This window comes from Rhizobium ecuadorense, from assembly GCF_001187535.1.
Lineage (GTDB): Bacteria > Pseudomonadota > Alphaproteobacteria > Rhizobiales > Rhizobiaceae > Rhizobium > Rhizobium ecuadorense.
The window spans coordinates 1-19,238 of the sequence record NZ_LFIO01000036.1 but is presented as its reverse complement, the minus strand read 5'-3'; the positions used below and the strand labels follow the sequence as shown (position 1 = coordinate 19,238).

Annotated in this window: 18 protein-coding genes and 4 pseudogenes; 12 read left to right on the top strand and 10 right to left on the bottom strand. The window is 56.4% G+C overall.

The window, feature by feature from the left end; all coding sequences use genetic code 11:
* Positions 1-151: 151 nt before the first annotated feature.
* A pseudogene (locus AF337_RS46185) lies at positions 152-521 on the bottom strand (nodulation protein NodZ); the annotation flags it as partial.
* 401 nt (positions 522-922) lie between these two features.
* Between AF337_RS46185 and nodB the strand changes: the two are divergent.
* The 6 genes from nodB to AF337_RS02010 all read left to right on the top strand — a co-directional run bounded on the left by nodB (position 923) and on the right by AF337_RS02010 (position 6,237).
* Positions 923-1,582 carry a chitooligosaccharide deacetylase NodB gene (gene nodB / locus AF337_RS02035; protein ID WP_004679213.1) on the top strand — a complete coding sequence of 220 codons (660 nt, stop codon included), beginning with the start codon at positions 923-925 and terminating at the stop codon, positions 1,580-1,582.
* Positions 1,582-2,913 carry a chitooligosaccharide synthase NodC gene (gene nodC / locus AF337_RS02030; protein WP_004679211.1) on the top strand — a complete coding sequence of 444 codons (1,332 nt, stop codon included), beginning with the start codon at positions 1,582-1,584 and terminating at the stop codon, positions 2,911-2,913. The genes nodB and nodC overlap by 1 nt, the downstream gene beginning before the upstream one ends.
* Positions 2,914-2,928: 15 nt before the next feature.
* On the top strand, positions 2,929-3,546 hold the full coding sequence (gene nodS / locus AF337_RS02025; protein ID WP_012489576.1) for a nodulation methyltransferase NodS: 618 nt from the start codon (positions 2,929-2,931) through the stop codon (positions 3,544-3,546).
* 325 nt (positions 3,547-3,871) lie between these two features.
* Positions 3,872-4,822 (top strand): nodulation factor ABC transporter ATP-binding protein NodI, encoded by a 951-nt coding sequence (gene nodI, locus AF337_RS02020; protein WP_080515691.1) that lies wholly within the window; start codon positions 3,872-3,874, stop codon positions 4,820-4,822.
* Positions 4,823-4,825: 3 nt separating this feature from the next.
* Positions 4,826-5,614, top strand: a complete 789-nt coding sequence (locus AF337_RS02015; RefSeq protein WP_009998866.1) for an ABC transporter permease — start codon at positions 4,826-4,828, stop codon at positions 5,612-5,614.
* Positions 5,615-5,820: 206 nt separating this feature from the next.
* Positions 5,821-6,237: a cupin domain-containing protein gene (locus AF337_RS02010; protein ID WP_012489574.1), complete on the top strand. Its 417-nt coding sequence runs from the start codon at positions 5,821-5,823 to the stop codon at positions 6,235-6,237.
* A gap of 352 nt (positions 6,238-6,589) precedes the next feature.
* Here the strand turns inward: AF337_RS02010 and nodD1 are convergent, their stop codons facing one another.
* The 4 genes and pseudogenes from nodD1 to AF337_RS41625 all read right to left on the bottom strand — a co-directional run.
* Positions 6,590-7,528, bottom strand: coding sequence for a transcriptional regulator NodD1 (nodD1, locus tag AF337_RS02005; RefSeq protein ID WP_029532439.1), 939 nt, complete (start codon positions 7,526-7,528; stop codon positions 6,590-6,592).
* Positions 7,529-7,694: 166 nt separating this feature from the next.
* Complete coding sequence (gene nolE, locus AF337_RS02000; protein WP_012489573.1) at positions 7,695-8,027, bottom strand: nodulation protein NolE; 333 nt, start codon at positions 8,025-8,027, stop codon at positions 7,695-7,697.
* Between the two features lie 542 nt (positions 8,028-8,569).
* Positions 8,570-9,113: pseudogene (istB, locus tag AF337_RS01995) on the bottom strand (IS21-like element helper ATPase IstB); the annotation flags it as partial.
* A pseudogene (locus tag AF337_RS41625) lies at positions 9,100-9,252 on the bottom strand (transposase); the annotation flags it as partial. The pseudogenes AF337_RS41625 and istB, both read right to left, overlap by 14 nt.
* Positions 9,253-9,333: 81 nt before the next feature.
* Between AF337_RS41625 and AF337_RS46430 the strand changes: the two are divergent.
* Genes AF337_RS46430 through tnpC form a run of 3 tightly spaced genes read left to right on the top strand, consistent with a single transcriptional unit; the run spans position 9,334 to position 11,347 of the window.
* Positions 9,334-9,477: a transposase gene (locus AF337_RS46430; RefSeq protein WP_086004648.1), complete on the top strand. Its 144-nt coding sequence runs from the start codon at positions 9,334-9,336 to the stop codon at positions 9,475-9,477.
* A complete protein-coding gene (tnpB, locus tag AF337_RS41620) occupies positions 9,458-9,646 on the top strand; it encodes an IS66 family insertion sequence element accessory protein TnpB (RefSeq protein ID WP_202813696.1) in 189 nt (62 codons plus the stop codon). The genes AF337_RS46430 and tnpB overlap by 20 nt, the downstream gene beginning before the upstream one ends.
* Before the next feature lie 45 nt (positions 9,647-9,691).
* The gene (gene tnpC, locus AF337_RS01990; protein ID WP_049730834.1) at positions 9,692-11,347 is read left to right on the top strand and encodes an IS66 family transposase; all 1,656 of its coding nucleotides are present in this window, start codon (positions 9,692-9,694) and stop codon (positions 11,345-11,347) included.
* A 31-nt stretch (positions 11,348-11,378) separates the two neighbouring features.
* On the opposite strand, the pseudogene AF337_RS41615 reads toward tnpC, so the two are convergent.
* The 4 genes and pseudogenes from AF337_RS41615 to AF337_RS39445 form a co-directional block, all read right to left on the bottom strand.
* A pseudogene (locus AF337_RS41615) lies at positions 11,379-11,519 on the bottom strand (IS3 family transposase); the annotation flags it as partial.
* Positions 11,520-11,594: 75 nt separating this feature from the next.
* Complete coding sequence (locus AF337_RS01980; RefSeq protein WP_049730833.1) at positions 11,595-12,251, bottom strand: FkbM family methyltransferase; 657 nt, start codon at positions 12,249-12,251, stop codon at positions 11,595-11,597.
* Positions 12,252-12,445: 194 nt separating this feature from the next.
* On the bottom strand, positions 12,446-14,503 hold the full coding sequence (locus tag AF337_RS01975; protein ID WP_049730832.1) for a carbamoyltransferase family protein: 2,058 nt from the start codon (positions 14,501-14,503) through the stop codon (positions 12,446-12,448).
* Between the two features lie 760 nt (positions 14,504-15,263).
* A complete protein-coding gene (locus AF337_RS39445) occupies positions 15,264-15,680 on the bottom strand; it encodes a hypothetical protein (RefSeq protein ID WP_011053452.1) in 417 nt (138 codons plus the stop codon).
* Positions 15,681-15,855: 175 nt separating this feature from the next.
* Here AF337_RS39445 and AF337_RS01965 point away from each other — a divergent pair, with 175 nt between their 5' ends.
* The 3 genes from AF337_RS01965 to AF337_RS41610 all read left to right on the top strand — a co-directional run bounded on the left by AF337_RS01965 (position 15,856) and on the right by AF337_RS41610 (position 17,657).
* Positions 15,856-16,530, top strand: a complete 675-nt coding sequence (locus AF337_RS01965) for an MreC domain-containing protein (protein ID WP_029875595.1) — start codon at positions 15,856-15,858, stop codon at positions 16,528-16,530.
* Positions 16,531-16,658: 128 nt separating this feature from the next.
* On the top strand, positions 16,659-17,198 hold the full coding sequence (locus tag AF337_RS01960; RefSeq protein ID WP_004679185.1) for a hypothetical protein: 540 nt from the start codon (positions 16,659-16,661) through the stop codon (positions 17,196-17,198).
* A gap of 174 nt (positions 17,199-17,372) precedes the next feature.
* Positions 17,373-17,657 carry a hypothetical protein gene (locus tag AF337_RS41610; protein ID WP_010065539.1) on the top strand — a complete coding sequence of 95 codons (285 nt, stop codon included), beginning with the start codon at positions 17,373-17,375 and terminating at the stop codon, positions 17,655-17,657.
* Positions 17,658-17,748: 91 nt separating this feature from the next.
* Here the strand turns inward: AF337_RS41610 and hemN are convergent, their stop codons facing one another.
* Positions 17,749-19,095 carry an oxygen-independent coproporphyrinogen III oxidase gene (hemN, locus tag AF337_RS01955; protein WP_080515689.1) on the bottom strand — a complete coding sequence of 449 codons (1,347 nt, stop codon included), beginning with the start codon at positions 19,093-19,095 and terminating at the stop codon, positions 17,749-17,751.
* Positions 19,096-19,238 lie beyond the last annotated feature (143 nt).

Here is a 19,238-nt window from a genome sequence, read left to right as displayed (position 1 = left end):
TGATCTCGTTGGTGAATTCGGGAGGCGCAACCAGCCCGCCTCCCTGAATGAAGCCGGAAAACTCTAGCATCCGGTGGTCCAACGTTTGGGAGCGTTTCAAAGACCGCCGAGGCTCTAATCGCCGCCGGATGAAAATTCAGTGGCAGGTCATCTGAAATATCTGGCGTTCGGCAGCTTGGTCGCACCGCCACATTAACAGGCATCACAAACTACCGTGTTAGCATCAGTATCGTCCTGGGCTTAAAGAAGCTCGGTTCACGTTCCCGGAAAATTTGTTCATCGGGGCGGTAAACACTCTCGATTGAGGGCTTGTTCCACCATGATGGGAAGAACGGTCCCGGAAATGAGAACTGGTGATCTGGTCATCGCAAATAACCCGTACGCCAGCAATATCTTGAATCGGCTCATAAGTTCTTCCAGGGAACGACGACGCAAGTCCCCCGCCAGTCACGACAACAGGCTCGGTCCGTTAGCAGGAACCGTGGAGCTCGAATTTTATCTATGCTGTGAATGGGTATCATCCAAACAATCGATTTTACGAATTGAATGGCGTGATCCATTAGACGAGCATCTTGACGGAAATCAAGTCGTCGATGGCGCGCCCAGTGGTGTAGAGGGGTCAAATGTGTGGCTTTGGAATGTAATGCTTGCATAAGCGGTCGATCAGCCCATTGCATCACCTTGCAATCGTCGACAGCTCGGGGGTTCACCACCAATCGCACTCGGTACAGTCCGCAACGAGCCGCGGTATTGACAGATTCAGACGAGGCGGCCTGGTGACCGCTATTTTGGGGAAACGGCGTACGCTACACGCTGCCACGCGCGCGTTTCGACCTGCGTCCACGCGCGGCGTCATCATCCTACCCTTTGGTGGCCGGTCTCCGAATGCCACCAGGATAATTTACCGGAAAGGACGAGAGCAATGACGCACCTCGATTGCTCGTGCGAAGTGCACGGTGAGCGCGATGACGGCACTGGTAGTCACAGCGTTTATTTGACGTTCGACGACGGTCCGCATCCATTTTGTACACCGGAGATTCTCGATATTCTGGCTGAACACCGGGTGCCGGCAACATTCTTCGTCATCGGCGAGTTCCTGGCCGATCAATCTAAATTGATCCAGCGAATGATTGCAGAGGGACATGAAGTCGCCAACCACACAATGACGCATCCAGACCTGTCTGACTGCGAACCCGACGAGGTGCAACGTCAGATACTCGAGACAAACAGAGCCATAAAAATGGCGTCGCCTCAGGCGGTGGTGCGGCACATCCGGGCTCCTTACGGCATCTGGACCGAAGAAGTGCTCAAGGTTTCGGCGAATGCGGAACTCACTGCCGTGCACTGGTCGGTAGATCCGCGAGACTGGTCTCTTCCCGGGGCCGACGGCATTGTCAATGATGTGCTGCAGTCTGTCCGGCCGGGGTCAATCGTGCTCTTGCACGACGGTTGTCCCTCCAGTGAAATGCAACAAGGAACTGACCGCAGTCTGCGCCACCAGACTATCATGGCGTTATCTAGCATAATTCCAGCTTTGCATGATCGCGGCTTTGTATTCCGCTCGCTTCCTCGGGAGTTCTGATGGATATGCTTGACACAACCAGCACTGTCGCCGTCTCGCTTTATGCACTTCTCTCGACTGCTTATAAAAGCGTGCAGGCCGTTTATTCTCTGCCGACCGATGTTTCATTGGCGTCCCAGAGCTTGGCCGGCTTTGAGGAGCTGCCCAGCGTAGATGTCATCGTGCCAAGCTTCAACGAGGATCCCCGCACGCTTTCGGAGTGCCTGGCTTCTATTGCGGGTCAGGAATACGGGGGAAGGCTGCAGGTTTACCTAGTTGATGACGGTTCCGAAAATCGCGAGGCTTTGCGACCTGTGCACGAGGCCTTCGCACGAGACCCCAGATTCAATATTCTCCTGCTTCCCCAGAATGTTGGTAAACGGAAGGCACAGATCGCCGCGATACGCCGCTCTGCTGGAGATATGGTGTTAAACGTCGACTCCGACACGATCCTCGCATCTGACGTCATCAGGAAGCTCGTGCCTAAAATGCAAGATCCGGCTGTCGGCGCGGCCATGGGACAGTTGACGGCCCGCAACCGAAACGATAGTTGGCTGACCCGTTTGATCGATATGGAGTACTGGCTGGCTTGCAACGAGGAGCGTGCGGCACAAGCTCGCTTCGGAGCCGTTATGTGCTGCTGCGGTCCATGTGCTATCTACCGTCGCTCTGCGCTCGCTTCGCTGCTTGACCAGTACGAATCACAGTATTTTCGGGGAAAGCCAAGCGATTTCGGTGAGGATCGGCATCTCACCATTCTTATGCTGAAGGCAGGCTTTCGAACGGAGTACGTGCCGAGCGCCATCGCAGCGACAGTCGTTCCGAACAAGCTAGGACCGTATCTGCGCCAACAACTACGCTGGGCGCGGAGCACGTACCGGGACACGTTGCTTGGGCTGCGCCTGCTGCCCAACCTCCATCGCTTCCTTACGCTCGACGTTGTCGGACAGAACCTCGGACCGCTGCTTCTGGCACTATCAGTGCTGACGGGGCTCGCACAGCTTGCATTGACGGGCACCGTGCCTTGGTTGGCATCCCTGATGATCGTGGCCATGACGATGATCCACTGCAGCGTTGTCGCGCTCCGGGCCCGCCAACGACGGTTCCTCGGGTTCTCTCTGCATGCATTCATCAATATTTTTCTGCTACTGCCCTTGAAAGCCTACGCGCTGTGCACGCTGAGCAATAGCGACTGGCTGTCGCGCAGCTCTGCTGGCAACTCGAATCAACATCCGGCGACTGATGCGCGCACTACAGAATGTTCTGGACATGCGACAGCGCCTCGAAGGCTCAACCCCGCCCGCGATTCTGCCAGGCGAACGACGTCTGACTGCATGTGCAGCGACGAGTAAGATCTATTTACCGAGGTGAACGAGTTGACACAGAGCGACAATTATCAATTGCTGAATCGGGAACTGGCTGCACCCGATCCATGGGGACTCGACGCCAATCCATTCGAGCGTGAGCGTCACACGCAAATGCTCCGCTTGGCGCTTGCCCAGGGATCCATCTCAAATGCGCTCGAAGTGGGATGCGCTGCCGGCGCATTTACGGTGCAGCTAGCCCCCCACTGCAAACGGCTCACCGTGATCGATGTTGTGCCTCACGCTATAGAAAGATCGCGTCGACGCATGAGGGATTCTCCGCACATCAGCTGGATAGTCTCTGATGTTCAACAGTTTTCACCTGACGAGAGGTTTGATTTGATCGTTGTGGCGGAAGTGCTCTACTATATTGGAGGAATAGCCGAGATGAGAGGGGCTGTTCGGAATTTAGTGCGGATGCTTGCGCCAGATGGATATCTGGTTTTCGGATCGGCGCGCGACGCCAATTGTCGTCGCTGGGGCCACGTTGCTGGTGCTGAGACGGTCCTCGACATGCTGAACGAAACTTTGCTCGAGCTAGAGCGGCTTGAGTGTCGGGGTGGCTCGGTCAACGAAGATTGCTTACTCGCCTGTTTCCGGAATCCGATTTCTGCCTCCTAACGGCCCCAACCCTCGACGTTCAGACATGGAGACACTATGCGCGTCTGTGGTATAAAAAGACGCGGATGAGATGCCAGGACAGAATTCCGGCTGTTGTCCATCTCGATGAATCTGCACAATTGCAGACCATCCCAGGCACTCTCTCCGTGAAGTCGCCGAGCTACTCTTCGAATGTAACAAGCTCGGGACATTCGGCTGCTCTGCAACACGAGTGCCAATTACCACGGACGAGGCGTTTTCCCGGATGCTGCTGCCAGCCCTTTAATGGAGACGCAATGAACACATACGGTGCGATGGACCAGGAAGAACACAACCAACCGAAGAAATGCCAGTCAACGGCGCCCGACGGTCAGATGAGCGCATGTTCATGTCCGCAATAGATTTTTTCGACGTAAGCAAGACATATGGCGACAAGGCCGTGGTCAACGCGCTATCGTTCCGCGTTTCCCCGGGGCAATGCTTCGGGCTGCTTGGACCGAACGGCGCGGGCAAGAGCACGATCGCACGCATGATCCTTGGCATGACAGCCCCTGATGCGGGGAAGATTACTGTGCTCGGCGTGCCGGTGCCTGCCCAGGCTCGCTTGGCGCGAAAGGGTATCGGCGTGGTGCCGCAATTCGACAACCTTGAGCCTGAATTCACTGTGCGCGAGAATCTGCTGGTCTACGGCCGCTACTTCGGCATGAATACACGCAAAGTCGAGGCGGTCATGCCGTCGCTCCTTGAGTTTGCACGCCTAGAGAGCAAGGTGAATGCGCGTGTGTCTGAACTTTCAGGCGGCATGAAGCGGCGCCTGACGCTAGCGCGTGCGTTGATCAATGACCCCCAGCTACTTGTCATGGACGAGCCGACCACCGGTCTCGACCCGCACGCGCGCCACCTGATCTGGGAGCGCCTGCGTTCCCTGCTTACGCGCGGCAAAACGATCATCTTGACCACCCATTTCATGGAAGAGGCCGAACGGCTATGCGATCGACTCTGCGTACTCGAAAGAGGTCGCAGCATTGCCGAAGGGCGGCCGCATGACCTGATCGATGAACTGATCGGGTGCGAAGTCATTGAAATCTACGGCGGCGATCCGCATGAATTGGAATCGCTGGTCGGGCCATATGCCGATCGCGTCGAAATTAGCGGCGAGACCCTTTTTTGCTATGTGTCTGACCCGGAGCAGGTGCGTGTGCGGTTGCGGGAGCGCGCGGGCTTGCGCATTCTCCAGCGTCCGCCGAATCTTGAGGATGTGTTTTTGCGGTTGACCGGGCGCGAGATGGAGAAGTGAACGATGGGTGAAGGTTGTGCCGCGGCTCTGCCCGCCAACGCTTTTAACTGGATTGCGATATGGCGACGCAACTATCTGGCATGGAAGAAAGTAGCACTTGCGTCAATTGTTGGAAGTCTGGCCGATCCTATGATCTACCTTTTTGGCCTCGGCCTTGGCCTCGGAATTATTGTGGGTCGCGTTGACGGCACAACCTACGTTGCGTTCTTGGCGGGCGGCATGGTGGCGACAAGCGCGATGACCTCAGCGACGTTCGAGACGATTTACGCGGCCTTTACGCGAATGCACGCCCAACGCACCTGGGAAGCCATGCTCTACACACAAATGACACTTGGGGACATCATCCTGGGTGAGTTGGCATGGGCAGCGAGCAAGGCATTTCTTGCCGGTACGGGAATCATAATCGTCGCCACCGTGCTAGGCTATGCGACGTGGCCATCAGTCGTCTATGTGCTGCCAGTTATCATGCTCACTGGATTTGCATTCGCGAGCCTTGCGATGGTAGTCACGGCCCTTGCGCCCAGTTACGAGTATTTCATTTTTTACCAGACGCTCGTCCTGACACCAATGCTGTTCTTGTGCGGCGCGGTGTTTCCAATCGCGCAACTGCCCCAGGCCTTTCAGCAGGTAGCGCAGTTCTTGCCTCTAGCGCATGCGATCGACCTCATACGCCCGGCAATGCTTGGGCGCCCCGCGGGTAGCATGGGCCTGCATATAGGCGCGCTTTGCATCTACGCGATTTTGCCGTTCTTCCTGTCGGCAGCGCTGTTGCGTCGGCGCCTGATGTCTTGACGCTACTCGCCACCACGCCATGAGGGGTATTGCGATGCAGTATCTTGAAAAGACCCGCAGAGCTCTGAAGATAATCATCATAGTCCGGGAACAAATGAACCCGTGTCGGCGCCGGTGAGACGATGCAGGTTTGTCGCTCTGCAACTGGCCGAACTCGGAAGCAAACACTCTTCAGGAAAATCCGGCTTGTATCAGGAGAAAAGCAAATGAAGGTCATCTCAATCGCTACGGCGCTCTTTGCTCTGGCGTGTCCCGCGAACGCGTTCGAAAACAAAGCGGTCGCGGCTACGCTTATCTTAAGGACCGATCGTACGATTGCTGGTCAGCCCATCATCGTTCCACGGAAGAATGTCGAGGTCATCGCTTCGATTTATGAGATTGCGCCCGGTGCGACGTTGCCAATTCATCAGCATCGCTATCAGCGCTATGGCTATGTGCTTTCGGGGGAGATCACGGTCACCAATACAGAATCTGGGAAAGAAAGCATTTTCACGGCAGGAGATTTTATCGTCGAGTCCTGGGGCATATGGCATAAAGGGGCGAACAACGGCACCGAGCCGGTAAAGCTGCTCGTGATCGATCAGGTGGAAAAGGGCAGTGAGAATGTTCTGCCGCAAAAATAAAGACGTTGAGGTATTACCGGAGGGCAATCTGGCGCCACGGCTCGGATGTGGTGAACCCGTCCCATATTAGGGGTTGGTTTGCCGCTCCTTGCTAATGTCGATTGGAGCTGCGTGAACCTTCGACTTGAGTCGTCGACAAACTGTCGAGGAGGTTGTTTCATTGGTCGGTTGAACGGCGGGCGTAGGAGAGCATCTGTCCAGTTCCTCCATACTTGGTCGTCAGTCAGCGCGGCTGTTGGGCCAGCGGCGACAGGATCATCAATCATCCGTGAGACTGTAGCGGCGGCGTTTCAAAGAGGCTCCTCATTCCGACGCCATGAATCACGCCGAACGACAAAACCACGAAAGGTTGCTAGGAAATCCTGAGACGTCTCATTACCTCATGGGGCGAAGGCATGCGGGATGCTTCCTGGCATAGCACGTCCCGCATCCAGAGGCTTGCCTGATCACTATTGTGAAGCGCGGGCCATTGGAGGGCCTGTGTGAACGCGGGCAAAGGTAGCGGAAGGTCGGCGATCCGCAGGGGTATTGTCTTTTCGAGCTGCTTGACCAGGCGTAAGGGCATTGTCGCTATGCGCTCGGTCCCTGAAAGCATGAACGGAACCATGCTGAAGCCCTGCACGACTACTTCGACATGTCTCTTAAGCCCGTGCCCAAGCAAACACCATTCCTCGATGGAAGCAGCGTTCCCAAACTTCACCACAACGTGTCCCATCGACATATACCTCTCGAGTGTAAGTTGCTCCGAGAGTAGCTTGTTCGAGCGGCAGCCCACGCACACGAGGGTCTCCTCGAATAACGCCACCTTAGGATGTGCGCGCGACATGAGCAATTCCGGAAAGATGAGAAAATCGGCGTCACCGCGCCGCAAGTAATCATCGTAGTTATCGGCGATCGGCAGCAACTCGAAGCTGACGGCGGGCGCTTCTCGGGCGACACGCGTCACGACCTTTTCAAAAAAAACGAGTGCGGCGTAATCGGAAAGAATGACTCTGAAGCAGCGATCCGATTGAGCAGGGCAAAACGGATCCCAGGATATGATCGAAACCTGGATGTGAAGCAGAGCCTCGCGGACCGAAGGCGCGAGCCGCTCCGCACGCGGGGTTGGAACGAGTTCGCGACCGACCATGGTAAAAAGGTCGTCATTGAAATAGGTGCGTAACCTGCCGACGGCCGCGCTCATGGCCGGTTGGCTCAAGTTGATGCTGCGCGCTGCCGCCGTGAGGTTACGCTCGGTCATCAAGGCGTCGAGTGCGACGAGGAGATTCAGATCAAGGCCCTTGAACCGCATGTCTTCATCCATAGCGAGGTGGCGAGATAAAAGGTGAAAAGGCTTGGTCTCGCAGTGCGGCGCCACGAGAGATCAGCAAGCAAAGGGTCGCCTAAAATTGAGAAAGTATCGATGTTCCAGCCGCCGTGGCTTTGATGGTCTTACTGCTACCTTCAACCGACACGATTCAGTGGTGCCTGATCATTCTGGCGAGTAGCAGTGTTTTCCGAGGATAAAAGTTTCGGTCTGCGACGTCGATCACTTCGGCGCCTTCAATATGTACTTCGGGGGGTAAGACGCACTCGTAGCACTCACCTTCTTCGGCAGGAGTATCTTGGCAATTGAAGTCTTGAGTGTGCTCCGCTGAATGGGCTTTGTCAGCACCATTCAGGTTTGCGCGGGGGTCACTTGCCGCCGGGCCACAATCTTGGTTACGATCATCTGCTGCAAGTGACGGCCCGGCCCGCAATGTCAATGCGAGCAACGCTGCAACGATGACGTAGTAACCAATAACCTTCATGAGACGTTTCCTTTCTTCGGCTAAGGCCAGGCGATACCAGGTAGGATTGATGCCATTCCCGCCGCCAGTGCTTCGGGGCTACAGGCGTTGTTGGATTGGTTGAGAGCCTTTCAACGGATCATACCCGGTGGAGTGGAGACGGCCGTCTATGGAGCATCCGCGAAAATTGGTGAAATCTATTGTTTAAATGCGAGTCATCCATTTGATGCATGTAGACGACGTCTTGCCTGCCCGAACCAACAAGTGTCGCCAAACCCACTGTTTTCAGGGGCGCCTTTTCACCCAGTCCTTCTATCCTCAGTGGGCTTGCGCATGTCGTTGCCGCCATCCCCTTCATCCGGGATAGCAAAGGGCGCCGCGTGCGGGAGGGACACCCCTGCGTCTCCCGTCAGGCTACGACATTTTGTTCGATCGGCTGCCTTGTATGGAGAAGACCGGATTCCTGACGTTTCAGTGTCATCGTTTTGCAATGAGATAGAGGTAATGGCCGCAAGCCAGCTGGGTCGACCACGTTTGGCTTCCATCGCGGAACGTCGCCATTAGCTTTCGACGTTCATTTCGAATGATCGTAGCGTGATGAACAAGTCGGTCCACCGCGGCAAGCGTCATGGCCGGGTCCGGAAAGACTCGGTTCCATTCTCCAAAGGGCTGATTGGCGGTGATGATGATGGAGCGCCGCTCATATCTTGGGAGATGAGTTCGAAGAGCACGCGGGTTTCGGCCTGGTCCTAGTGACGTAGGCCAGGTCGTCGAGGATAAGCAGATCGAACTTGTCGAGCTTTGCGACGGCGGATTCGATCTGGAGTTCACGCGGTACGACCTGCAGTTTCTGGACGAGGTTGGTCGTGCGAGTGAACAGCACCCGCAACCGTTCTCGATCAGCGCGAGGTCGAGGGCCGCGGCGAGATGGCTCTTTCCGCCGCCCGGCGGACCGAACATGAGGATATTGGCACCTTTCGCGACCCAGCTGTCGCCAGCGGCAATGGCCATGACCTGGGCCTTGGAGACCATAGGGACTGCATCAAAATCAAAGCTGTCGAGCGTCTTTTCCGGTGGCAGGTTTCGCCTGGGCAAAATACGCCGACGCTTTGCGCAGAATCTCGTTGGCCTGACGAAGCTCGCGGCTCTCCCGCTCAAGAGCCTTCATAATCTCGGCGACATCGTTCGGCCGGCCTGCTCGCTTACCGCTATCGACCTCGGTCTTCTTCACCCATTCGTGTAGCGTGCGGTAAGCGCCCGGTGAGGGCCGTCTTGCGAGGTTGCGGCGAACATCGGAAGTCCTAGTGCAAATACTAGGAGTAGTCCTATGACGAAGCATCAGATTGAAGTGATCACGTCTGTCGAGCGCCGACGGCGCTGGTCTCAGCAAGATAAAGAGCGGCTCGTTACAGCCTGTCTCGAGCCAGGTGCGGTGCTTTCCGAGATTGCCCGTGCGGCCGGTATCCCATGACGGACAAGGAGCCTGTCTGTTCACGAAGAAGCTGGAGCGCGGCCGCTTCATCTGGCCGTCAGCCGCTGACGGCACGGTGGTGATCACACCGGCGCAGCTCGGTTATCTGCTGGAAGGTATAGACTGGCGGATGCCGCAAAAGACCTGGCGGCCAACATCGGCAGGATGAGCAAAAGCACTGGAATGGCGGACTCGAATATGATTCCATCCTGCCATGAGCGACGCGACTGATGAGCTTCCGGACGACCTTGCCAGTGCGCTTGCACTGCTGGACGAGGAGCGTGCCCGGCGTATCGCTGCCGAGGCAGAAGCACTGGCCGCCAAGGCGCAAGCCGCCAGCGCAAAGGCGCTCGTGTCGCATTCCGAAGCGCTGATCGCGCGGTTGAAGCTGGAGATCGAGAAGGTTCGCCGCGAGCTTTACGGCAGCCGGTCAGAACGCAAGGCGCGGCTCCTCGAACAAATGGAATTGCAGCTCGAGGAGCTGGAGGCTGACGCTGGCGAAGACGAACTGGCGGCAGAGGTTGCGGCCGAAGCCTCGACGGTCAGGGCTTTCGAGCGCAAGCGTCCATCACGGAAACCATTCCCTGAACATCTGCCGCGCGAGCGTGTCGTTATAGCCGCCCCGGCGAGCTGCCCTTGTTGCGGTTCGGGCAAGCTGTCGAAGCTGGGCGAAGACATCACCGAGACCCTGGAGGTCATCCCGCGTCAGTGGAAGGTGATCCAAACGGTGCGGGAGAAGTTCACCTGCCGCGAATGCGAGAAGATCACCCAGCCACCAGCTCCTTTCCATGTGACGCCGCGGGGCTTTGCCGGGCCTAGCCTTCTGGCGATGATCCTGTTTGAGAAATTCGCGCAGCATCAACCGCTGAACCGCCAGAGCGAGCGCTATGCCCGAGAAGGTATCGACCTCAGCCTGTCGACGCTGGCAGATCAGGTCGGCGCTTGCACCGCGGCGCTGAAGCCTATCCATTCGTTGATCGAAGCACATGTCCTGGCTGCCGAGCGGCTGCATGGTGACGACACCACAGTGCCAATCCTAGCGAAGGGAAAGACCGACACGGGTCGCATCTGGACCTATGTCCGGGATGACCGGCCATTCGGCGGGCAATCGCCGCCGGCGGCTCTCTACTATGCTTCGCGAGATCGACGGCAAGAGCATCCCGAGCGCCACCTGAAGACCTTCACCGGCATTCTTCAGTCTGATGCCTATGGCGGCTACAATCCGCTGTTCAAGGTAGAGCGCGATACCGGGCCGCTGACGCAGGCGCTCTGCTGGTCGCACGCGAGGCGCAAGTTCTTCGTGCTGGCCGACATCGCCACGAATGCCAAACGCGGCAGCCGCGCCGCGCCGATCTCGCCTATGGCGCTGGAAGCCGTCAAACGGATCGATGCGCTGTTCGACATCGAGCGTGAGATCAACGGGCTTGCCGCAGCGGAACGCCTGGAGCGCCGTCGCAAGCACAGCCTGCCGCTTGTCGGCGAACTGCACCGCTGGCTTCAAATCGAGCGGGCAAAACTGTCCCGCAGTTCTCCGGTCGCCGAGCCGATCGACTACATGCTGAAGCGCTGGAACGGCTTCGCGTCTTTCCTCGACGACGGCCGGATTTGTCTCACGAACAACGCGGCCGAACGAGCCCTGAGAGGCTTTGCTCTCGGGAGGAAGTCATGGCTCTTCGCCGGATCGGATCGCGGCGCTGATCGTGCTGCCTTCATGGCGACACTGATCGTGAGTGCCAAGCTCAATGACATCGATCCGCAGACTTGGCTTGCTGACGTCTTGGCCCGCATCGCCGACACGCCAATCAGTAAGCTGGAGCAATTGCTTCCGTGGAATTGGCAGCCACACGGACTGAACGCTCAAGCAGCCTAACCTGCGGCCTTCACCGGATGCTTACAGCGTGCGTGGCCGGCGAGCAGCCGATCTGGGCCGCGATAGATGAAGCGGCAGCCCACCGCGCGGGGTGCTCGGCTTCGTGATCCAGCACCATGCGGATGGCACGCTCACGGACTTCAGGCGAGAATTTGTTCGTTGTCTTGCTCATATCGGCTCCAATCTCTCATGAGTTGAAGCCTCCGGCAAACTCGGCGCGGTTCTTGAATCCCAAAAAGGGAACCGGCTATAGGCTTGTGTTTTTAAGCAAAACGTCACCCTCCACTCCTCGGGGATACTCAACTACCATCTGGAAGGAAGGTAAGAGCTCAAGAATGGCGCGCAGGGGAAGCTGGCCTTCATAAAGCTCATGATCACTATCCTCAGTATATATGTAACGCGTTCTCATCAGGATCTGATTGCCACCGGCAATAACGTCGGCCTCGGCTCCCTGCACATCCATCCAGATGAGATCTATATTCTCTAGGCCAGCTTCGCTGCACCAGTCATCCAGCCTCCTAGTCTCAACCGAAATCGGAGGGTCAAACCGAACCCACTCGTACTCAGAAAGACGGTTCTTGGGACGGCGTATCGAGCCCGAGAGATCCCATTCCTTAGCGCTGTCATTGCCATTGCTGGGATGAAACTCGATCATCCCGTTTCGGTCGCTGATCGCAACCTCGGATAGCCTCATCCGATCCCGATCAGAACCCATTTTCTCCTTGAAGCGTGCAGCGGCTCTGGGGTCTGGCTCAAAGCAATAGAGCTGGGCGCTCGGAAGAAGGCGCAGAAAGCGTTGAGCATCGCTTCCGTCATTGCACCCAATGTCAAAGATTACAGGGTTAGGCTTATCGAGAAGCGAAACGATCTGTCGATGTACGTTTAACTCACACACCGGATCCATCACAGTCTCCTTAACTTTTCGAAGTGCCCCTGCTGAACGAGCTCGGGCAGGATATCACTGAAATACCGAGCCATTTGGCCCTTCTTTCGACATGGTTGTTGACGCGTCGCCGTGCGATTAGGTGGGCACGGCGCATTGTCGGTCGCGGGCTTTGTTATTCGCGAGTTTGTTTGGCGTAACGAAGCGACCCCAAGCTATGCTGAAAGCCCACTAGTCACCGAGGCCTCAGCGGGGACGGATACCTGTGATTTGCGGCCACGTACCGGGCTTAAGCATATGCAACGCTGCTCCCAAATCTGCCGAAGTTCATTTAGGAAAGTCTCACGACTACCTGAAACAGGCGCGATTCCATCCAAAATGTCGCCAACCAGGGCTTCTCCCTCAATCCTAATTAGCTGTTCAAACAACCCCGGTGAAATACGCACGGCCTGCAGGCTGGAGGCGCCTGTGCGGATCTCACATACAGTCTCTTGCCGATCCAGGGTGGAATATGCACGCGCCTGATGGAGACTTGCGTAAGGTGGCAAGGAAACTGCTAGTTTATTCCACTCCTCCATCGTTGAGATTCGCTTCTTGACGAGAAATGGACCGATGACAAGTGCATCCAGGTCGGTCGTCAAAAAAGTCGTTACGGCATCCCTAACCGAATCCACTACCGGCTCGGCGTTGTTGTTAAACGACGTGTTGAGCAAGATCGGAACGCCGGTTCGCTTCCCGAAAGCATTGATTAGCTCCCAATATGCGGGATTTGTCTCGCGTGACACTGTCTGCAAACGAGCCGTACCATCTACGTGCGTGATGGCGCCTAGCGAACTACGCTTGGGTTCGCGCACAGACACTACGAAATTCATAAAAGGAAATTTGCGCAAGGTACCTGGCAGATCAAAAAATTCCACGGCGTCCTCCTCCAATACCGAGGGAGCAAATGGGCGGTAGCCTTCCCGCTTCTTGACCATCATATTAATTCGATCCTTGTTTGACGCCGGCCTCGGATCAGCAAGAATACTCCGGTTGCCTAGCGCCCGTGGACCGAACTCCGAACGCCCCTGCACCCAGGCGATCACGGCGCCATCCGCAATCCAATCGGCTGCTTTGCCTGTCACGTCATCACTCCGTTCAATTTCGAGATGCTGGCCCCAAGCAAAAAGTTCCTCCTCCACGCTTCCTTCGCTCTCCAGGTCGGGTCCCCAATAGACGTTTTGCAAACGCTCACGAGGTGCCGGATGCCCCAGATCATGAGACGCCATCAATGCGGCGCCTAGTGCGCAGCCAGCGTCATGGGCAGCCGGTTGCACGAAGATGTCGTCAAACATCCCCGAGTACAGCAGCTTGCCATTCAAAGTGCAGTTGTGAGCCACTCCTCCGGCCAAACACAGTCGTTCGATGCCCGTAACCTTGGTGTAATGCCGTAGGACGTGGAACACGATCCGTTCCAGTGCTTCCTGCAGTGAAGCACTCACATCTTTATGCTGCTGCGTGAACGGCATGCCTTTCTGGCGTATTTGAATGTTACTGAGCAACGTAGGACCAACTCGGTCGAGATGGACCCGATAACCACCGTCGTCTAGGAGTTCGTAAAATTGTTCGAAGATCTCGCGGTACGAAGCGGGATTGCCGTAAGGTGCCAGACCCATGATCTTATATTCATCGAACGCGCCATAACCTAGGTAGCGGATCGTTTCCAAGTATAGCAGCCCTAGAGAATCATTCTCCGGAAATGTCACGAGTGGCTCAATCTCCGTGCTGGAACCAATCGCCAAAAGCCTCGAAAGAAAGTCTCCACCGCCGTCAATTGAGAGGACCAAACTTCGCTCGAAGCCCGACATGAAAAACGAGCTCACCGCGTGCGACATATGGTGGCTCACGAACGACACACGTGAGGGATCAATTTCGGCACCAAATTCTTGCCCGAGTAATCCGCACAACAACAGTCTCGCGTCCGGTATTGGGGTACTTGGGTGAGAGAGGCGCACGCGCTCGAGCACAGCGTTGCAATAGGCCTCGGTCGCATAATACGCGATGCGGTCGATGTCGCTCAGGTGAACACCTGCAGATGCGAGGCAATATTGAATCGAACGCGTTGGTAACTTGTTGGAGTGCTTGATCCGGTTAAGGCGCTCCTCCTCGACCGCCGCTATCACTCGCCCGTCGCGAACGAGAACCGCAGCCCCATCGTGCATAAAGGTGCTCGGTAGATCGGACGAATTTTCGTAATCTTTGCTTAGACCGCCACTGAGCCCTAGACACAGCATGTTGCTCTCCAGTTCGTTTCGAAAGGTAGGTCGCTCTGGTCTGGCCACCGGCTTTCGCAGTTTCATAGGGTGGCGCTTGACAGTGCAGCTAGAGCTCACGGGTCGAAGCCGAAATCAGATCGTGACCGGATCGGTGAGATTGCCGACAATCGGCGCTAACAGAGCCCCAGACCGAAGCATTTGCGGCAGTAACGCCGCGTAACGTATCCACATTACCCAGTCCTTCATCTTTCCGCCCGACAGCCACAACGACGTTTGGTGGTCGCTGCAAAGGTCGCAGACCGTATCCTTGCAGCGGCGAGTGCGCCTGCGTTGGCTCCGAGGCATAGCACACAGAATTCCGCCGCCGGCCTCCGTCATTCGCATATGCGCCAGCACCGAACTCAGCTCCCACGCGGTGGGGCCGCCATTGATAATCACGTCGAACGGCGCCCACGGCGTGAGAACCGATCTGCAACAAACGCTAGAAGGGGAAGCAGTAGAAAGATGACCAGCGCGCGGTGAAGACGAATAGGAGGCGGCATCGACCGGGGCAAAAGTGCGTCCCGTGAGAGCCCACTGAAACGTCGAGAAGCAACGACCAAGATTCTACCCGATCACGTCGAGCGCAAGATAACGATCGAGACCAGGCAGCAGACCGACTGCCTCATCTCGTTTTCCCAGCACAGTCTCCACGGCACCCGAGGACCCATTTTAAGAACTCCGAATTACGGCTTTTACAAAACGCTTCTTCAGCGTCTTCTAATGGCAACCGTTTCGATCAGTAAAATCGATTGTTTGGATGGAATGCATTCACGAAAACGATGGCGTGACTCAGCAGTGAAGCGAGCGGCGACCCCATCCTTCTCTCTATGGCGGCCGTGTGCAAGGCAGATCCGCCTGTGACATTCGACCGACAAACTCCTCGTGTCTTGTCATAAAAGCAACACTCCTTCGCTACTCTTGTTTCAGCCGACAAAGCCAAGCCGCATGTTCGTCTCGGCACATCAATGAGCCTAATGGCGGCGCTAGCTGCAAGGAAACTGCGTTCGGTCTTGGTCAGCACCGCCGCTGCGAGTGCCGCGAAACGTGGGCCAAGCGCTTCAACATTTTCCCCGGCGTAAGTGCGCAGCATCTGGTCTTTGAAGCGCCAGCCGACGAAGGAGAAGCCTGGGTTGGTGCGCGGCTCCTTCACCACTTTAGGGACCGGGACGATAAATCGGCAGAGGCCGCGGTAACTCCAAAAAATAATGCGGCGCTAAAAAATTGGCCTCAGGCTAGACCGTGGGTATAGACTGGTAGTCCGGTAGGCGCTATTCGTGCTGTTCCAGCATAACATCAGCCACCCCGTGGATTCTCCAAGGCCTCTTATATTGAAAAAAGTGCAACGCAGTTTTGCCGTCGAGTACAAGAACGGCAGGCGAAAACTTGATGCCAGATCGAACTCGATCTGGGGCAATGTGGATCTAAAGTCAGTCGCGCGCGATCTAGAGGAAGAGGCATTGCCTTTTCTGTCAGGTAGCTCTCAGAGTGGCAAACCCGACAGCGAAATGTCTTTGCCGGAACAAGATCAGGCCGAGCAGTTGTTGACAGCGCCTCTCGGGCCGTCGACAACTGCATCAGATACACAGGAGATGAGCATGGCCGACGAGACTAATACGACAACCAAGGTCGATGGACAGACCGTTGTCGAAACGCCTAATGCGCCGAAGAAACAGCGCAAACCGCGCGCCAAAAAAGTCGCGGCACTCGAGACCGCGTTAGCTGACGCTACGGCAGAGCCGGCAGCTGCGCTGGCCGGGGACGGTGGTGTGAAGAGGAGAGGGCGCAAGACAAAGGCTATCGAAGCCACGGCGAGCGCCAAACGCGCACCTGTGCGCCGTGCTCCAAAGGCTGTGCAGGCAGCGCCGGCTGCCCCGATGACGGCGAGCGATGAAATGGCAGACCTTTTGCAGTTGGAAGAGGAAAATCAGCGGCTGCGCAAGCTTCTTGCTGGAAAACTTCGCGCTGAAAATGAAGATCTGCGCAAACGGCTCAAGCTCGATTGATATAAGCAGCCGGTCAATAAGCGACCGGATCTACATTCTTATCGAGACAAACAATTCGGCAACGGTAATGCTGTTGCCGGACCCCAAACTCACTGCCTGCTTGCGGGATAAAACGCGAGGTCGGATAGATGGCGTCTCCCTGGAAACTTCTTGCCCGACTGATCTCACCGGGTCGCGAACAAAAGCGAGAAAACGGCTCGGACCAGAAGGTTACGCCGGACACATTGGCCATTGCCGGTCCGACCGAAACGCCTGCCGAGAAGAGCCTGATAAGCGCCGTTCGACCGGCAAGCGAGGGGCCTCCCCGTCACGGCCATTCTCCTGCAATTTCCACCGAGTTTGTTGTTTCTAAGGAAGTCGGAATCGGTGGCCACGATCAGGTCGAAGGCCAAGATGCCAAAAACGTTGAGGCGGCCGATCCACCTCCATTCGGCGGGCTTAGTACCGACATCGCCGCTGGGCACGATGCTACGAGGCTCGAGCGAACTCTCGAGGTCGCCCCGCGTAAGAAGGCATCAGCCGCGATTGCAAACGCTGCCCCGGCAGTTCACACTGCGGACCAGATGAGCCTCGACGAAGACATCAGGGTGCTCAGGAGGCAGCTAGCCAGAAAGCTAAGGCTGCAAAACGCGCAGTTGAGAACAATGCTGGAGCGGTTTGAACGGTGACCTGTCGCAGTGCAACAACCTGTCGCCCTGGGCATGTAGTGGAGCCAGCGGCAGCATCACCTGTGTACGGCAAGGACAAATAATTGGGGTCCGAACACGGTCCCATTTCGTCGAGATCAACGACAAGAGTGTTTAGGCCATGTTCTAGGCATTTAACCGCGCTCGATCGCCACCGTGAACATCGAGCCTGCCGCAGGTTTCCTGGATGCGCGTCTCCGCCGCCTGCGCAATCGAAGCCGCATTGGTGGCGTCAAGCTGAACTGTCCGGGCGTCTGGTCCGTTTTGAACGAAGGTGTCGCCTGCTTCAAGTTGGCGCGCGCAACCGAGCCGGTGAAGCCGTGCTGCGCCAGACCTTTCACGATATTTGACGGCGGATTTCTTTGCCAGTGGCGAGAGCTGAACTGTGACGCGATCGAGACCGACACATGCCATGGACTGCGAATTCAGCGATCGATTTAAAATCGAGCAATTGGGGGCTTGCCTCCTGCCTAACATCTCGACGAACTCGAGCTCGATTAAGTGATCACTCCAAGGTCCTCCGTTTGCCAGTCTAGATCGGCTGGCGGCCAAGATAAGCATCGAACGCGGCAGCGACATGGCGAAGGGCAGAGCGACGTTCGTGCCGCACACGGACTAAACCGTTGTCAAACTCAACGATCCCATCCTCAGCCAGAATCTCTAGCTGCTTAGCTGAACTCACTAGATGGGTCTGATCAAATCCCTGAGCCGTACAGATTGCTGATATGTCCGCCTCCAAGTAGCACATGAGCTGTTCGATGATTGCAGCTCTTACGCGATCCTCGGTAGCTAAACGGTAGCCCCTTGAGATCGCCAAGCGGCCGGATGCTATGTGCCGGTTATAACAGCTTTGCGTGAGATCGTTTTGAACGTAACCGTCGCCGCAACGACCAATGGCGGACGCGCCCAAACCGATGACAGTTGAGCAGGTTTCGGCAGAGTAACCAAGCGAATTTCGGCGCAGACGACCAGCTCTCTGTGCTATTGCAAGCTCGTCATCCGGCAAAGCAAAATGGTCGAGACCAATTTGCAGATAGCCTGCTGCAACTAACGTATCGGCCATGGCTGAGGCCTGCTCAGCTCGCGCGGCTATATCGGGCAGTGCTGCTGTGTCAATCAAGCGCTGATTTTTTCGAAAAGATGGAACGTGGGAATAACCGAAAACCGCGAGGCGGTCGGGACGCATCGCAATAGCTAACATAGCGCTCTCGAGACAGGACTGGACGGTTTGGTTCGGCAAACCGAACATCAAGTCGAAATTGATACGCCTGACCCCATGCAGGCGGAGGTTTTCGACGGCGGTCATCACTTGCGCCTCGCTCTGAATCCGGTTGATCGCTTTTTGTACGACGGGATCGAAGCTCTGCACACCGACGCTTGCGCGATTCACACCGGTTCTTTCTAGGGCTTCGGCCATATCGGTGGTGAACGTGCGCGGGTCGACCTCAACGGCAATGGTTGCACCTCGCTCAAGCGCAAAACGGCCGCGCAGGAGTTCCATTAGCGACAGGAAGTCTGCCGATGGCATAATGGTCGGGGATCCGCCGCCAAAGTGCACGTCACCCACGGAGAGTGCCTGCGGCACTTGCTCGGCGACCAGGCGGATTTCCTCGCGCAGCATTGCTAGATAATCGGTTATCAAAGTGTCCCGACGAGTGATGCTAGTCGGAAAACCACAATACCAGCACATCGAGCGGCAGAATGGAATGTGGAGATAGAGCGAGACAGCGTCATCAGTTCCCTGGCTTCTCAGCCATTGCTCATAAGTGTGGGCGCCGATTTCTGGAGAAAACTCCTGTATTGTTGGGTAGATAGTATACCAAGGCAACTGCGCCCCGCTATTTGTGTTCGGAACGAAAATCGACGACGGTGCGCGCAAAGACTTTCGCCTGCAGTCCGTGTCACGTTCACATACAATATTTGACACGTTTTTTTCCTTCGAAAGCGTGGTCCTATTGGGCACATGCCACGCCCGGAATGGACTTGATGTTCGATTTGACGTCGCATTCGGAAAGGGCCTTC

What these genes read in the sequence shown, in the direction of transcription:
- nodB (WP_004679213.1), top strand. Translation starts at nt 923, where the DNA reads ATGACGCACCTCGATTGCTCGTGCGAAGTGCACGGTGAGCGCGATGAC.
- nodC (WP_004679211.1), top strand. Translation starts at nt 1,582, where the DNA reads ATGGATATGCTTGACACAACCAGCACTGTCGCCGTCTCGCTTTATGCA.
- nodI (WP_080515691.1), top strand. Translation starts at nt 3,872, where the DNA reads ATGCCAGTCAACGGCGCCCGACGGTCAGATGAGCGCATGTTCATGTCC.
- AF337_RS02015 (WP_009998866.1), top strand. Translation starts at nt 4,826, where the DNA reads ATGGGTGAAGGTTGTGCCGCGGCTCTGCCCGCCAACGCTTTTAACTGG.
- AF337_RS02010 (WP_012489574.1), top strand. Translation starts at nt 5,821, where the DNA reads ATGAAGGTCATCTCAATCGCTACGGCGCTCTTTGCTCTGGCGTGTCCC.
- nodD1 (WP_029532439.1), bottom strand. Translation starts at nt 7,528, where the DNA reads ATGCGGTTCAAGGGCCTTGATCTGAATCTCCTCGTCGCACTCGACGCC.
- nolE (WP_012489573.1), bottom strand. Translation starts at nt 8,027, where the DNA reads ATGAAGGTTATTGGTTACTACGTCATCGTTGCAGCGTTGCTCGCATTG.
- AF337_RS46430 (WP_086004648.1), top strand. Translation starts at nt 9,334, where the DNA reads ATGACGAAGCATCAGATTGAAGTGATCACGTCTGTCGAGCGCCGACGG.
- tnpC (WP_049730834.1), top strand. Translation starts at nt 9,692, where the DNA reads ATGAGCGACGCGACTGATGAGCTTCCGGACGACCTTGCCAGTGCGCTT.
- AF337_RS01980 (WP_049730833.1), bottom strand. Translation starts at nt 12,251, where the DNA reads ATGGATCCGGTGTGTGAGTTAAACGTACATCGACAGATCGTTTCGCTT.
- AF337_RS01975 (WP_049730832.1), bottom strand. Translation starts at nt 14,503, where the DNA reads ATGCTGTGTCTAGGGCTCAGTGGCGGTCTAAGCAAAGATTACGAAAAT.
- AF337_RS01960 (WP_004679185.1), top strand. Translation starts at nt 16,659, where the DNA reads ATGGCGTCTCCCTGGAAACTTCTTGCCCGACTGATCTCACCGGGTCGC.